This is a genomic window from Sphingomonas sp. P4_D12 (genome assembly GCF_056401895.1).
In genome coordinates this window covers 421953-435673 of record NZ_JBFUIL010000002.1, presented here as the reverse complement: position 1 = coordinate 435673, position 13721 = coordinate 421953, and the positions used below count along the sequence as shown (strand labels likewise).

Genomic DNA, 13721 nt, shown 5'->3' with positions numbered 1-13721 from the left:
GCGCAAGAAGGAAACGCCGGACCGTGCATTCGTTTCAGTTGATCGGCTTCACCTCCAGGCCGGTCCATTTGGCGATGAACGCCCAGTCAATCGCGGCCTCGTCGATGATCTTGTCGGTTGGCTTGCCCGAGCCGTGCCCAGCGCGGGTTTCGATCCTGACCAGACGCGGCTTCGGCCCCAGATCCATCGACTGGAGCATCGCGGTGTATTTGAACGTATGCCCCGGCACGACGCGGTCATCAGTATCTGCCGTCGCTGCCAGGACCGCCGGATAGGGCTTGTCCGCGCGAATGTTGTGATACGGCGAATAGGCGTAGAGCGTTTTGAAATCCGTTTGCTTCGACGGATAGCCGTAATCGTCGACCCAATAGCGGCCGGCGGTGAAGCGGTCGAAGCGCAGCATGTCCATCACCCCGACCTGGGGCAGAGCGGCGGCGAACAGATCGGGCCGCTGGTTGACCACCGCGCCGATCAGCAGGCCGCCATTCGAGCCACCCTGGATCGCGAGCTGGTCCTTGCCGGTATAGCCCTTGGCCTTGAGATATTCGCCTGCGGCGATGAAATCGTCGAACACATTCTGCTTGTTGGCCAGCCGCCCGGCATCGTGCCATGCCTTGCCATATTCGCCGCCGCCGCGGATATTGGCGACCGCGAGCACCCCGCCCTGTTCGAGCCAGGCGACCCGCGTCGCCGAGAAGGCCGGGGTCATCGAGATGTTGAACCCGCCATAAGCATAAAGCAGCGTCGGCGCTGGGCCGCTCACGCCCTTCTTGCGGACGATGAACATCGGCACCGTGGTCTTGTCCTTGGACGGATAGAAGACCTGGCTGACCTCATAGCCAGCGGGATCGAACGCCACCTTCGGCTGCGCCCAGACGCTCGCCTTGCCGGTTGCGACGTCATAGCGGTAGATCGTCGTCGGTGTGGTGTAGCTGGTGAAGGTGAAGAAGGTCTCGGGATTGTCGGCTTCGCCGCCGAAGCCGCCGGCAGCGCCGATGCCGGGCAGCGCGACCTTTCCGTCGGGCTTGCCGTCGAGCGTGAAGCGGCGGACCTCGCTCTTCACGTCGACCATATATTCGCCGATCAGCCTGCCGCCGATCAGGCTGGCCGTGTCGAGCACGGCCTTGTCCTGCGGGATGACCTCGACCTCGGGGGGGGTGGCCGAACGCGCGTAAAGGTTGGTCATCACTACCTTGTTGCGCGGCGCATCCTTGTTGGTCAGCCAGTAGAAATTGCCGCCCTGATTGCCGATCAGGCCCCACATATTGGCCATGCCGGTGAACAATTTGCGCGGCATCGGGTTGGGCGCGGTCAGGTCGATGACCGTCACGTCATTGCGATTGTCGGTGCCCTCGGTCGTGTAGATGACCAGCCATTTGCCGTCGTCGGTGACGCTGGCGCCATGGCCCCATTTCGGGTGCTCGGGTGTCGCATAAACCAAGGCATCGGCCGATTGCGGCGTGCCGAGCTTGTGGAAATAGACCGCCTGATTCTCGTTGGTCGACTGGAACTTCTTGCCTTCGGGTGGCGCTGGAAAGCGCGAATAATAAAAGCCCGATCCGTCCTTGGCCCAGGACAGGCCGGAGAATTTGACCCATTCGACATCGTCATCGAGCACCTTGCCGGTGTCGACGTCGAGCACCTTGACCGTGCGCCAGTCGGTGCCGCCGTCCTGGATCGCATAGACCAGCTTCTTGCCGTCCTCGCTCGGGGCCCATTCGCCGAGCGCGGTGGCGCCGTCCTTCGACCAGCCATTGGGGTCCATCAGCACCCTTCCCTGCCCATCGACGCCATCACGGACGAACAGCACCGCCTGGTTCTGCAGACCGCTATTGTGCAGGTAGAAATAGCGCCCGCCCTTGCGCTCGGGCTGGCCGAACCGCTCATAGTCGATCAGCTTCTTGAGCCGATCCTTGAACACGTCGCGGCCAGGAAGCGTCGCCAGATAGGCGTCGGTGATCTTGTTCTCGGCTTCGACCCAGGCCGCGACCTTGGGGTCGACGCGGACGTCGTTTTCGAGCCAGCGATAGGGGTCGGCGACCTTGACGCCGAATTGTTCGTCGACGGTGTCGCCGCGCTCGGTGGCGGGATAAGTGATGGCGGTCATATCGGTTTTTGGGGAACTCGTCTGGGCAAGAGCGGGCGCGGCAAGCGCAATCATGGTCAGCGGCAAGATATGGCGCATTCAGGGCTCCGCAAGCTAGCGTGGGGCATCCTGTGTATCAGGCGGCACACCGCGTTCAATGGCTGGAAATGGCGCCGTTTCGGACCCATAACGGCTTGAATGCGTTTTGCCGTCCATAACCAGGAGAAGAAAAAATGATCCGCTCCCTCCCGATCGCCGCGATCATGTTGTCGTCGATCGCGCTCCCCGCAATGGCGCAAAGTGTGCCCGAGCAGCGCCGCTGGGAAGCCGCCCAGCGCCGCTATGACAACGAAACCGCAATCTACGATCGCGCGCGTGCCGATTACGAAGCGGCACAGCGGCGCGACCGCCGCTACGGCTATAATAATGGCGGCTATAACGACCCTCGCTACAATGGTCCCAATGACGGGCAATATTCGACCGATTATGACGCCTCGCGTTATTATCGAGACGATCCGCGTTATCAGGAGCGCACGCTGAGCTCGAACGACCAGGTCTATCGCGGATCCGACGGCCGTTATTATTGCAAGCGCTCCGACGGCACGACCGGCCTGATCATCGGCGGCGCTGCCGGCGGCATCGTCGGCAACGTCATCGATGGTGGCCGCAACCGCGTTGCGGGTACGCTGATCGGCGGCGCGCTGGGCGCGCTTCTAGGCAAGAAAGTCGACCAGTCGAACAGCGAGTATAAGTGCCGCTGAGCCGCACGCAGGTTAGCGCACGCTAACCTGCGAGACGGCGAAAGCGCGGCCGGCGGGCCGGTTAGCCCGGCCCGACCGATGGCGCGGAATTTACTTCCGCGCCCCGCCGGAATCAGAAAGGCCACGCTCTCCTCGGCGAGCGTGGCCTTTTTTTATCCGGTAAGAATCCTGATCCCACCATACCCGGCCTCCAACACTATTGACAAAACAGGTCGACCGGTCTGTTTTGTCGGCGCCAAACGAGGGGAGTCGGAAAATGCCAGACAAAGACGATCGGCCCGACGAGCGACGCGACGGAGCCGGCGACTTCGACTTCCTGCACGGCGCCTGGCGTGTACATCACCGCCAGCGTCGAACGCCTCGCCGGGTGCGACGAATGGATCGAGTTCGGCGGAACGATGGAAGCCGATCCGATCCTGGGCGGCCTGGGGAATTTCGACCGCAACGTGATCGACTTGCCCGGCGAGCGCTATGAGGCCTCCACTTTACGGCTGTTCCATCCCGACACCGGGCAATGGTCGCTGCACTGGATCGACGGGCGCGATCCCAAGATCGATCCGCCGCTTTACGGCGCGTTCAAGGATGGCGTCGGCACCTTCTTCGGCGACGACAGTTTCCGCGGCCGTCCGGTCCGACTGCGCTTCCTCTGGGAGCGGCCGACGCCGACCACGGCGCGCTGGACCCAAGCCTTTTCGGCTGATGGCGGCGCTACCTGGGAAATCAATTGGATCATGGAGTTCAGCCGGACATGAAACGCGTTCCTTTTCTGTCGCTCGCCGCTGCCGGTATTGCGGCGCTCGCCTCCCCTGTCCCCGGCATTGCCGCCGACGATGCGGCGCCGCATCCGGTCATCGAACTGCGCCAGTACAAGATCGTGCCGGGCAAGCGCGACGCGATGATCGCACTGTTCGAGCGCGAGTTCGTCGAAAGTCAGGAAAAGCTGGGCATGCGGCTGGTCGGCCAGTTCCGCGACCGCGACGATCCCAGCCGGTTCACCTGGATCCGCGCTTTCCCCTCGATGGAGGCACGCGGCAAGGCACTCAACGATTTCTATTTCGGACCGGTCTGGCAGGCGCATCGCGGCGAGGCCAACCCGCTGCTCGACGACAATGACGACGTCCTGCTGCTACGGCCCGCCTGGCCGGGATCGGGGTTCGGGCCGCCAAATGGACTGCGGCCGCCGCCCGGTGCCAGTGGCAAACCGGCTGGGCTGGTCGTGGCGACGATCGAATATCTGTGGAAGCAGCCCACCGAGGGATACGCGGCCTATTTCCGCGACATGTTGGCGCCCGCCTATCGCGCGGCCGGCCTGCCGGTGCTTGCCGTCTATAGTCCCGAGACCGAGCCCAACAATTTCCCGCGGCTCTATGTGCGGCAAAGCGAGCGGCTGCTGGTGTGGTTCTCGCGGGTCGCCAACCCAGCCGCCTATCAGGCAGCACAGCGCAAGTTGCGCGCGACGGCGGTTTGGCGCGGGTCGCTTCGGCCGACATTGGCTAATTATCGCGAACGCACCCCGCAAGTGCTGATGCTGTCGCCGACGCCGCGCTCGCTGCTGCAATGATCCAATAAAAAAGGCCCCGCTTTCGCAGGGCCTTTTTTCGCAGTCGGCCAATGCCCGATCAGGCGGCGACGTCGAAATCCTCGTCGGTCATCACCGGGCCCGAATCCTGACCCTTGGCCGAGACGTCACGATCGACGAATTCGATGATCGCCATCGGCGAGGCGTCCGACGCGCGGATGCCGGCCTTGATGACGCGGGTATAGCCGCCGGCGCGCGAGGCGTAGCGCGGGCCGATTACGTCGAACAGCTTCACGAGCTGCGCGTCGTCGAGCAGGCGGGCGTGCGCCAGACGACGATTGGACAGGCCGCCCTTCTTCGCCAGCGTCACCAGCTTCTCGACATAGGGACGAAGTTCCTTCGCCTTGGCGACGGTGGTGGTGATCTGCTCGTGCTTGATGAGCGCGGCCGCCATGTTGCGGAACAGGGCGAGACGATGCGCGGAGGTACGCTGAAGCTTACGACCGCCAACCTTATGACGCATTGCTTATATTCCTTGTTCGTCCGGAAGCCGTGTCAGGCACTTCCGGCCAGGCGGTGAAAACGGGCCACCACCCAAAAACCCGATGCTTTCGCGAAGCGTGGGCAAAACCCGATCCGCACGCAAAAGTCAAGCCGCACCCGCATGAGCGCGGCTTGAACTTTTCGGGGATGCGGCGGGATTGGTTCCCGACCGCATCCGATTCCTTACTTCGCCTGCGGAACCGGAACTGCCGCCGCGAGCTGGTCGGGGCGCAGTGCGCCCTCGCCCGGGCCCATGTCGTCCGCATCGACCATCTTGAGCTTCTTGGTTTTCAGGAAGTCGTCGCGGGTCGAGGGACGGATGTCGGGACGGCCAACCATGATGCCCATCTTGATCTTGCAAGAAGCATATTGCGTCTCACCATCCTCGACGTTGAGTGCCAGCGTGTCCTTGGCTTCGCTCTTGACCGTGTACTCGTGACGACCCGGCGTCGCGGTCATGATAAAATAACGTCCAGCGCCCAGCGAACTGATCTTCTGACCGCTCTCATTCACCGAGCAACCGATTGCGAAGCCGGTGCCGCCTGGACGGAAGAATACGATTTGCCCCTTGCCCGACGGCGGGGTCGGAATCACGATCGACTCGGTCGGCACGGCCTCGGCCTTCGCCTTGTCCTTATCCTTCGCGACGGCCGGCGTGGCGAGCATCGCCAGCGCGAGCGCAGTCAGGGTAACGATACGCGACGTCATTGTTATTTCCCCTTCTCTTGTGAAGCTTGTTGCAAAGCGGATGGCGCGCCCGCCGACGCAGGGACAACCGCGGGCGCGGCGGCTGTGGCGGGCGTCGGAACGATCGCAGGGCCCGCCTGCGGCCCGGTCGTCGCTTCCAGAATGCTGACCGATCCCGGCGCGATGCTGAAGGCTTCGGCGGTCTTGGCGTCGGCGATCGTCCCTGCCGGAATCAGCGACTGCTTGCCCTTCATGAACATGGCTGCAATGCCGGATATCGCGATTCCGACCGTGTTCGCGCTGTCGATGCGCGATTTTCCGTTCCCGTTCACCACAAGGCTGCGCAGCCGCAGCCGCTTATCGCCGATATCGAGATAGCGCGCCGCGAGGACGAGCTCGCCGCCCGCGCCGCCACCGCCACTGCCCTTGGCAAAAATAACCTCTCCCATCCCCGTCACGCCCGCGGGCACGATGGTCTTGCCGTCGATCATGATCGGATAGGCGAGCTTGATCGGAAACATCTGGCCGGTCTTGCTCAGCTTGCTTCCCATTTCCGCCAGCAGTTCGATCCGGATGGGCGTGAGCGCGGGGATGGCAACACAATCGGCACAGACTGGCGCGACAGCAACATCAGCCGGTGCGAGCGGTGCCGCCTCGATCGCCTGCGATTGGACTGGCGGTAACACTGCCGGCGCGGGCGCGGTCTGCGCCACGGCGCACAGCGGAACGAGACTGCACGCGAGCGCAGCGTTACGCACAATTCGCTGATGCACTGAAATAGCCCCCCGGATTCCCCGCTCGCAACCTATGATGTTACTTTATGACGAGCAAATGAATTCCGTCGGTTACAGGCAAAACGGGTAAAAAAGAGAGGGGCTCCGCGTCGCCGCGAAGCCCCCTCATTTTCGTTCCGAAATCGAAAGGATAGGCCGCTGCTGCGGCTTAGCCCATGATCTCTTGCTCGAGCTTCTTGGCCATCTCTTCGATGTTCTCGGGCGGCCAGCCCGGGATTTCCATCCCGAGGCGGAGACCCATGCTCGACAGCACTTCCTTGATCTCGTTGAGCGACTTGCGGCCGAAATTCGGCGTGCGCAGCATCTCGGCTTCGGTCTTGCCGACCAGATCGCCGATATAGATGATGTTGTCGTTCTTGAGGCAGTTGGCCGACCGCACCGACAGTTCGAGCTCGTCGACCTTCTTGAGGAGGTAACGGTTGATCTGCTGGGTATCGCCCGACACGCCGGTATCCGACGGTGCCGCGGCGACGCCGATCGGCGCCGAGCGGGTGATCGCCGAATCGTCGAAGTGGACGAACAGCGCCAGCTGGTCCTGCAGAATGCGCGCGGCGTAAGCGAGCGCGTCCTCCGGGGTCACCGTGCCGTCGGTTTCGACCGTCAGCGTCAGCTTGTCGTAGTCGAGTTCCTGCCCGACGCGGGTGTTCTCGACCTTGTACGACACCTGGCGAACCGGCGAGTAGAGCGCGTCGACCGGGATCAGACCGATCGGCGCATCGGCCGGACGGTTGGCAACCGCGGCGACATAGCCCTTACCGACATCGGCGGTCAGCTCCATGTTGAGCGTCGCGCCCTCGTCGAGGTGACAGATCACCAGGTCGGGGTTCATCACTTCGATGTCACCCGACACGGCGATGTCGCCGGCCTTGACCTCGGCCGGACCGGTGGCCGCGAGCTGGAGACGACGCGGGCCTTCACCCTGCATCTTCAGCGCGATCTGCTTCACGTTGAGCACGATGTCGGTCACGTCCTCACGGACGCCGGCAAGCGAGCTGAACTCGTGCAGCACATTCTCGATCTTGATCGAAGTGACCGCCGCGCCCTGAAGGCTCGACAGCAACACGCGACGCAGCGCGTTGCCAAGGGTCAGACCAAAACCGCGCTCGAGCGGCTCGGCAACGAAGGTCGCCTTGCTCTTCCCATCGCCGCCCTTCTTTTCGAGCGCGTTGGGCTTCTTCAATTCCTGCCAGTTCTTTGCATTGACAGACACGGGGGCTTCCCTCTGTTGGGCCGGGGGTGGGGGTAACCCCTGCGGCCGTGGGCGAATGCCGGCGCAGCGCGATCAACCGCGCGCCGGCCAGACGAATTCAGACGCGGCGACGCTTGGACGGGCGCACGCCATTGTGCGGGATCGAGGTAACGTCGCGGATCGAGGTGATCTGGAAGCCAACCGCTTGCAGCGCGCGAAGCGCCGATTCACGGCCCGAACCCGGACCCTTGACCTCTACTTCGAGCGTGCGGACGCCGTGTTCGGCGGCCTTGCGGCCGGCGTCCTCGGCGGCAACCTGCGCCGCGTACGGGGTCGACTTGCGCGATCCCTTGAACCCCATCATCCCGGCGGACGACCAGCTGATCGCATTGCCCTGGGCATCGGTGATGGTGATCATGGTATTGTTGAAGCTGGCGTTCACATGGGCGACGCCGGCGGTGATGTTCTTGCGTTCGCGCCGACGAAGGCGCTGCGGTTCACGTGCCATTTTTCTATCCTAACCTTCGAAGCTGGAAGTAGCGGTGCGGATGAGCGCCCCTGCTTACTTCTTCTTGCCGGCGATCGGCTTGGCCTTGCCCTTGCGAGTGCGCGCATTGGTGTGCGTGCGCTGGCCACGGACCGGCAGACCCTTGCGATGGCGCAAGCCGCGATAGCAGGCCAGATCCATCAGGCGCTTGATGTTCATCGCGGTCTCGCGACGAAGATCGCCTTCGACCATATAGCCGGCGTCGATCGCTTCGCGGATCTGCAGCACTTCCTGGTCGGTCAGGTCCTGAACGCGGCGCTCGGGCGCGATGTTCAGCTTCGTGGTGATTTCCTTGGCTTTGGCCGGGCCAATGCCGTGGATATACTGGAGCGCGATCACTACGCGCTTGTTGGTCGGGATGTTGACACCCGCAATACGTGCCATGAAATTTATTCTCCTAGCTCCACGGGATACGGCATGGCTGCCACGTACCCCATCTCATCGCGATGCCCGAAACGCACGACAGCGGCGGACGCAGGCAAGCGCCGCCGGTCAGCCGGTGTATCGGAAGGGCGTTCACTTAGGGTCGAGTCGCTACGCTGTCAAGCGCGGCTGCGGGCGGAATGCGCCAGTCGGCCGCGCTTCAGCGGATGTCGGTGGCGGCATAGCGATCGTCATCGCCTCGTCCCCGTCCATAACTGAGATCGCCGGTGTCGGGAAGTGTATCGGCGGGCTGGACGAAGGACGCGTCGACGATCTCGGCGCCGCGATCCGTCCCGTCCGCCGCCGCGGCAAGGTTGGCGTAAAACGGGTTCATCTCGGCCACCGTCTGATTGCCCGCCAGGATGCCGGTTCCGACTGCTGCCAGCACGCCCAAGCCAAGCCCCAGCGCCCAACGATTGCCGCCATCGACACGCACGGCCATCCTCCTTTCCAATGCCCGCAAGCATCGAACGCGAGAAGGAAGATCGGCGTTCCCGGCTATTTCTTGTCGTCTGGGCCGACCGGCGCGGGTGGCGGCGCCTCCGCCCCGGCCTTGAGTCCGTCAAGCTGGGTGCCGAGCACGCCGTCGACGAGCGGCGCGAGCTTCTCGAACCCGGTCGGTGAATAGCCGCCGGCGACATAGGTCATCTTGACCTTGGTTGCCTTGTCGCCCTCCGGCGACAGTTCGAACGTCAGCGTCGCGACGATCGCCTCACCCTGGAGCGGGCCGAACGCGCCTTCCATCCGCAGCATCTTGCCCTTGTCGACGAAGATCAGCCGCGCGTGCTGGACACTGCCCCTGCCCGGCAGCTTCTCGCAGAAGCAGCCGGTCGCCTGGCTGTCGATATAGAGATTGGCGGAATCGCCCGACCAGGTGTGCTCCTTCGACCACCAGCGTTGTGGCGCACGCAACGTCTCCCACACCGTGTCGGATGAGGCGTCGATCGTGACGGTCTTTTCGACGACGAACCCCGCAGCTTCGGCTTTGACGACATCGGCGATGGCGGGTGTTGTGACGATCGCAAACAGAACGGTGGCAATTGCGGTGCGGAACATGGCGGATCCCCCCTCAGGATGGCGGGAGACTATCGTGCCACAAGCTATCCGTCACTCCGGCGAAACACCCCCCCGTCACCCCAGCGAAAGCTGGGGTCTCGTGGTGACAAGCGATCGCGCCGCCGCTTGAGATCCCAGCTTGCGCTGGGATGACGGAAGTGACTGGCATGACGACTATTTGCCAAGGGGAAGAAGGTCGAGCCTCAGGCCCTATCGCCTTACTTCCCGTCGAGCGCCGCCGCTACCGCCCTGCTGACGTGATCGATATCCGCCATGCCGTCGACCCGCGCCAGGATGCCGCGAGCTTCGTAGATCGGGATGATCGGCGCGGTCTTGCCACGATATTCGGCCATCCGGGTGCGGACGGTTTCCTCATTATCGTCGGGGCGGCGCTTGAATTCGGTCGAGCCACAGACGTCGCAGACACCGGCGACCTTGGGCTGCTTGAATGTGTCGTGATAGCCCTCGCCGCACTTGGCGCAGGTGTAGCGGCCGGTGATCCGCTCGACGAGCGCGTCCTCGTCGACGGTCAGCTCGATCACGCGGTCGAGCTTGCGACCGCGATCGGCGAGCAATTGGTCGAGCGCTTCGGCCTGCGCGGCAGTGCGCGGATAGCCGTCGAAGATCGCCCCCTCGCCCGCCGTCATCTGGTCGAGCCGTTCGCCGATGATGCCGGACACGACGTCGTCGGGCACCAACTCGCCGGCATCCATGATCGCCTTGGCCTTGAGGCCGGTCGGCGTCCCCGCCTTCACCGCAGCACGCAACATGTCGCCAGTCGACAACTGGACCATGCCGCGGTCGGCAACGAGCTTCGCCGCCTGGGTGCCCTTGCCGGCGCCCGGTGGGCCGAGGAGGATGATGTTCACGCCGATCTACTCCCTGTTGGCGCCGCCCCTCTTAACGGAGGCGGCCGCCCTTCAACTTCGCCTTCTTGATGAGATCGCCATATTGGTGCGCCAGCAGATGCGACTGGATCTGGGTCACCGTGTCCATCGTCACGTTGACCACGATCAGCAAGCTGGTGCCACCGAGGTAGAAGGGGATCTTGAGCGCGGACACGAGATATTCGGGCACCAGGCAGATTACCGCCAGATAGGCCGCGCCGATCACCGTGATGCGCGTCAGCACATAATCGAAATAGGCTTCGGTGTTCTTGCCTGGGCGGATGCCGGGAATGAACCCGCCATAGCGCTTCAGATTGTCCGCGGTCTCTTCCGGATTGAACACCACGGCGGTGTAGAAGAACGAGAAGAAGATAATGCCCAGTCCGTACAGTGTCATGTACAGCATCGAGCCGTGCTGGAGGTACTGATTGAGGCCGATGACGACATCGCCCCACCAGGTATCGCCCTTGACCTTGTTGCCCGCGAGCTGAGTGATGGTCAGCGGCATCAGCAGCAGCGACGACGCGAAGATCGGCGGGATCACGCCGGCGGTGTTGAGCTTGAGCGGCAAGTGGCTGCGATCGGACTGGACGCCGCGCTGGGTTTGTCGCTTTGGATATTGGATCAGGATGCGCCGCTGCGCGCGCTCCATGAAGCAGATGAACAGAATGATCGCAACGACCGCCACGATGATCCCGATCACCTGGAAACTGTCCATGCTGCCGGTGCGGCTGCCATTGACCAGATTGTAGATGTTGGTCGGCATGTTGGCGACGATGCCGGCCATGATGATCAGCGAAACGCCATTGCCGATGCCGCGGCTGGTGATCTGCTCACCCAGCCACATCAGGAACATCGTGCCGCCGATCAGGCTGATCACCGCGCCGACGCGGAACAGCATGCCGGGTTCGACCACCGCCTGGATGCCCGAATTGGCGCCATAAGCTTCAAGCCCGACGGCGATAAACCAACCTTGCACCGCGGTCAGCGCGACGGTGCCGTAGCGGGTATATTGGTTGAGCCGCTTGCGCCCGCTCTCCCCCTCTTTCTTGATCGCGGCGAGCGTCGGCGACAGCGAGGTCGCAAGCTGCACCACGATCGAGGCGGTGATGTAGGGCATCACGCCGAGTGCGGTCAGCGACATGCGCTTGAGCGAGCCGCCCGAGAAATTGTTGAAGAAGTCGAGCACGCCGCCATTGGTCTGGTTCGACAGCACGCCAAGCGCGGTCGGATCGACGCCCGGCAGCGGGACGTAGCTCAGCAGGCGGAAGACGATCAGCGCGCCGATCGTGAACCACAGCCGCTTCTTGAGGTCGGTCGCCTGGGCGAACTTGGAAAGATTGAGCCCTGAGGCCAGACTGTCGGCTGCGGATGCCATTTATTTGATCGTCCCGAAATAAAAACGGCGGAGATGCGTGTCCCGCGCCCCCGCCGCTCATATAGGCGCCCATTCGGCCTTGTCACCTATCGCCCGTCGCACAAGCGACGGACCGGTGTGGATTACTTCTTCGCGGCAGCCTGCTTGGCTTCCTTGTCGGCCTTGCGCTCGCGATACTTGACGCCCTTCTTGGCGGCAGCCTTGTCGGCGGCGGAGACGAGCTCGATGACCTCGACCTTGCCGCCGGCCTTCTCGACCGCCTCGATCGCACCCTTCGACGCGCCGGCGACCAGGAAGCTGAGCTTGGCAGTCACTTCGCCCTTGCCGAGCAAACGGACGCCGTCCTTGCCGCCACGCGCCAAGCCAGCAGCCTTCAGCGCGGCGTGGTCGATCGTGCCCTTGGCGTCGAGCTTGCCAGCATCGACCGCCTTCTGGATCGCGCCGAGATTCACCTCGGCATGATCCTTGGCGAAGATGTTGTTGAAGCCGCGCTTCGGCAGACGCATGTGGAGCGGCATCTGGCCGCCCTCGAAGCCCGCGATCGAAACGCCTTCACGGCTCTTCTGGCCCTTCTGGCCACGACCGGCGGTCTTGCCCTTGCCCGAGCCGATACCACGGCCGACGCGGATCTTGCGATGGCGCGCGCCCTGGTTGTCGCGCAGTTCGTTCAGTTTCATATCGTGCACTCGCTTTCGCTTTTGTCGCGCAAGCTCCCGCGAGGGAGCTTTATCCCCTCTCCCGCTTGCGGGAGAGGTACGGAGACTTGGCAGCTTGCTACCTAGTCGAAGTGGTGAGGGTCTTCTTTCTTCTTCGTGACCGCAACGCCGCGGAGAAGAAGAAAGAAGACCCTCACCCAACCCTCTCCCGCAAGCGGGAGAGGGCTAGATGGGTTACTCGGCGACGCTCACCATGTGAGCGACCTTCTTGATCATGCCGCGAACCTCGGGCGTGTCCTTCAGCTCGACCGTCCGGTGCATCTTGTTGAGGCCCAAACCGATCAGCGTGGAACGCTGGTCCTTGGTGCGGCGGATCGGCGAACCGGTCTGGGTGATTTTCACCGTACCGGTCGCTGCTTCCTTCTTGGCTGCCATGTCGATTACTCCGCGATCGCCAAGGCTTCAGCCTCGGCGACGCCCTTGTCGGCGCCGCTGCGGCCGAGCAGGTCGGCGATCTTCTTGCCGCGCCGCTGCGCAACCGACTTCGGCGAAGTCTGGTCGCCCAACGCCTCGAAAGTGGCGCGGATCATGTTGTAGGGGTTCGACGTGCCGACCGACTTGGTCACCACGTCGGCGACGCCGAGCGATTCGAACACGGCGCGCATCGGACCACCGGCGATGATGCCGGTACCCTGCGGCGCCGAGCGCAGCGTGACCTTGCCCGCACCGAAATGGCCGTTGCCATCATGGTGCAGCGTACGACCTTCGCGCAGCGGAACGCGGATCATGTGCTTCTTGGCAGCGGCGGTCGCCTTGGAGATCGCCTCCGGCACTTCGCGCGCCTTGCCATGACCGAAGCCGACCCGGCCCTTGCCGTCGCCCACGACGACCAAAGCCGCGAAACCGAAGCGCTTGCCGCCCTTCACCGTCTTCGAGACGCGGTTGATGTGGACGAGCTTTTCGATCAGCTCTTCGCCGCCATCGTCGCTGCCCTGGCCACGACGATCGTCGCGACGTCCGCCACGGCCGCCGTCACGGCCGCCACGATTGCCGCCACCGCCGCCCGGGCCGCCACGGCCACGACCGCCGCGATTGCCACCACCACGGCCACCCTGCGGCGCCTCATGGGTCGTCGCTTCGGCCGCAGGCGCATCGACGGGCGCGTCGACCGTCGGGTTGGTTTCGTCAGCCATTC

The 13721-nt window shown here is 63.7% G+C and carries 17 protein-coding genes; 3 read left to right on the top strand and 14 right to left on the bottom strand.

The features are described 5' to 3' along the window. Nucleotides 1–34 precede the first annotated feature (34 nt). The gene (locus AC1DSD_RS04670) at nucleotides 35–2185 is read right to left on the bottom strand and encodes a prolyl oligopeptidase family serine peptidase (protein WP_478028749.1); all 2151 of its coding nucleotides are present in this window, start codon (nucleotides 2183–2185) and stop codon (nucleotides 35–37) included. Nucleotides 2186–2319: 134 nt separating this feature from the next. On the opposite strand from AC1DSD_RS04670, the gene AC1DSD_RS04665 reads away from it, so the two are divergent. The 3 genes from AC1DSD_RS04665 (at nucleotide 2320) to AC1DSD_RS04655 (ending at nucleotide 4408) form a co-directional block, all read left to right on the top strand. Further along, nucleotides 2320–2847 (top strand): glycine zipper 2TM domain-containing protein, encoded by a 528-nt coding sequence (locus tag AC1DSD_RS04665; protein WP_478028748.1) that lies wholly within the window; start codon nucleotides 2320–2322, stop codon nucleotides 2845–2847. A gap of 332 nt (nucleotides 2848–3179) precedes the next feature. Next, nucleotides 3180–3599 carry a DUF1579 domain-containing protein gene (locus AC1DSD_RS04660; protein WP_478028747.1) on the top strand — a complete coding sequence of 140 codons (420 nt, stop codon included), beginning with the start codon at nucleotides 3180–3182 and terminating at the stop codon, nucleotides 3597–3599. After that, complete coding sequence (locus AC1DSD_RS04655) at nucleotides 3596–4408, top strand: NIPSNAP family protein (RefSeq protein WP_478028746.1); 813 nt, start codon at nucleotides 3596–3598, stop codon at nucleotides 4406–4408. Before AC1DSD_RS04660 ends, AC1DSD_RS04655 begins: the two co-directional genes overlap by 4 nt. A gap of 58 nt (nucleotides 4409–4466) precedes the next feature. Here AC1DSD_RS04655 and rplQ read toward each other — a convergent pair whose 3' ends face one another. From rplQ to rpsE, 13 genes are all read right to left on the bottom strand, one after another. Beyond that, entirely contained in the window at nucleotides 4467–4889 is a 423-nt protein-coding gene (gene rplQ, locus AC1DSD_RS04650) for a 50S ribosomal protein L17 (RefSeq protein WP_478028745.1), read from the bottom strand. 203 nt (nucleotides 4890–5092) lie between these two features. Beyond that, the gene (locus AC1DSD_RS04645) at nucleotides 5093–5617 is read right to left on the bottom strand and encodes a hypothetical protein (protein WP_478028744.1); all 525 of its coding nucleotides are present in this window, start codon (nucleotides 5615–5617) and stop codon (nucleotides 5093–5095) included. Nucleotides 5618–5619: 2 nt separating this feature from the next. Then, on the bottom strand, nucleotides 5620–6354 hold the full coding sequence (locus tag AC1DSD_RS04640) for a hypothetical protein (protein WP_478028743.1): 735 nt from the start codon (nucleotides 6352–6354) through the stop codon (nucleotides 5620–5622). Between the two features lie 184 nt (nucleotides 6355–6538). Beyond that, on the bottom strand, nucleotides 6539–7600 hold the full coding sequence (locus AC1DSD_RS04635) for a DNA-directed RNA polymerase subunit alpha (RefSeq protein ID WP_066583937.1): 1062 nt from the start codon (nucleotides 7598–7600) through the stop codon (nucleotides 6539–6541). Nucleotides 7601–7697: 97 nt separating this feature from the next. Beyond that, nucleotides 7698–8087 carry a 30S ribosomal protein S11 gene (gene rpsK, locus AC1DSD_RS04630; RefSeq protein WP_066583941.1) on the bottom strand — a complete coding sequence of 130 codons (390 nt, stop codon included), beginning with the start codon at nucleotides 8085–8087 and terminating at the stop codon, nucleotides 7698–7700. Between the two features lie 54 nt (nucleotides 8088–8141). Further along, a complete protein-coding gene (gene rpsM, locus AC1DSD_RS04625; protein ID WP_066803677.1) occupies nucleotides 8142–8510 on the bottom strand; it encodes a 30S ribosomal protein S13 in 369 nt (122 codons plus the stop codon). A gap of 199 nt (nucleotides 8511–8709) precedes the next feature. Next, a complete protein-coding gene (locus tag AC1DSD_RS04620) occupies nucleotides 8710–8991 on the bottom strand; it encodes a hypothetical protein (RefSeq protein WP_478028742.1) in 282 nt (93 codons plus the stop codon). Between the two features lie 56 nt (nucleotides 8992–9047). Next, a complete protein-coding gene (locus AC1DSD_RS04615; RefSeq protein WP_478028741.1) occupies nucleotides 9048–9605 on the bottom strand; it encodes an SRPBCC family protein in 558 nt (185 codons plus the stop codon). Between the two features lie 218 nt (nucleotides 9606–9823). Beyond that, nucleotides 9824–10474 carry an adenylate kinase gene (locus AC1DSD_RS04610; RefSeq protein WP_478028740.1) on the bottom strand — a complete coding sequence of 217 codons (651 nt, stop codon included), beginning with the start codon at nucleotides 10472–10474 and terminating at the stop codon, nucleotides 9824–9826. A gap of 31 nt (nucleotides 10475–10505) precedes the next feature. Then, a complete protein-coding gene (gene secY, locus AC1DSD_RS04605) occupies nucleotides 10506–11870 on the bottom strand; it encodes a preprotein translocase subunit SecY (protein WP_478028739.1) in 1365 nt (454 codons plus the stop codon). A 122-nt stretch (nucleotides 11871–11992) separates the two neighbouring features. Next, nucleotides 11993–12547, bottom strand: coding sequence for a 50S ribosomal protein L15 (gene rplO / locus AC1DSD_RS04600; RefSeq protein WP_478028738.1), 555 nt, complete (start codon nucleotides 12545–12547; stop codon nucleotides 11993–11995). A 213-nt stretch (nucleotides 12548–12760) separates the two neighbouring features. Continuing rightward, complete coding sequence (gene rpmD, locus AC1DSD_RS04595; protein WP_066583962.1) at nucleotides 12761–12961, bottom strand: 50S ribosomal protein L30; 201 nt, start codon at nucleotides 12959–12961, stop codon at nucleotides 12761–12763. 5 nt (nucleotides 12962–12966) lie between these two features. Beyond that, nucleotides 12967–13719 (bottom strand): 30S ribosomal protein S5, encoded by a 753-nt coding sequence (gene rpsE, locus AC1DSD_RS04590; protein ID WP_478028737.1) that lies wholly within the window; start codon nucleotides 13717–13719, stop codon nucleotides 12967–12969. Between the last annotated feature and the right edge of the window lie 2 nt (nucleotides 13720–13721).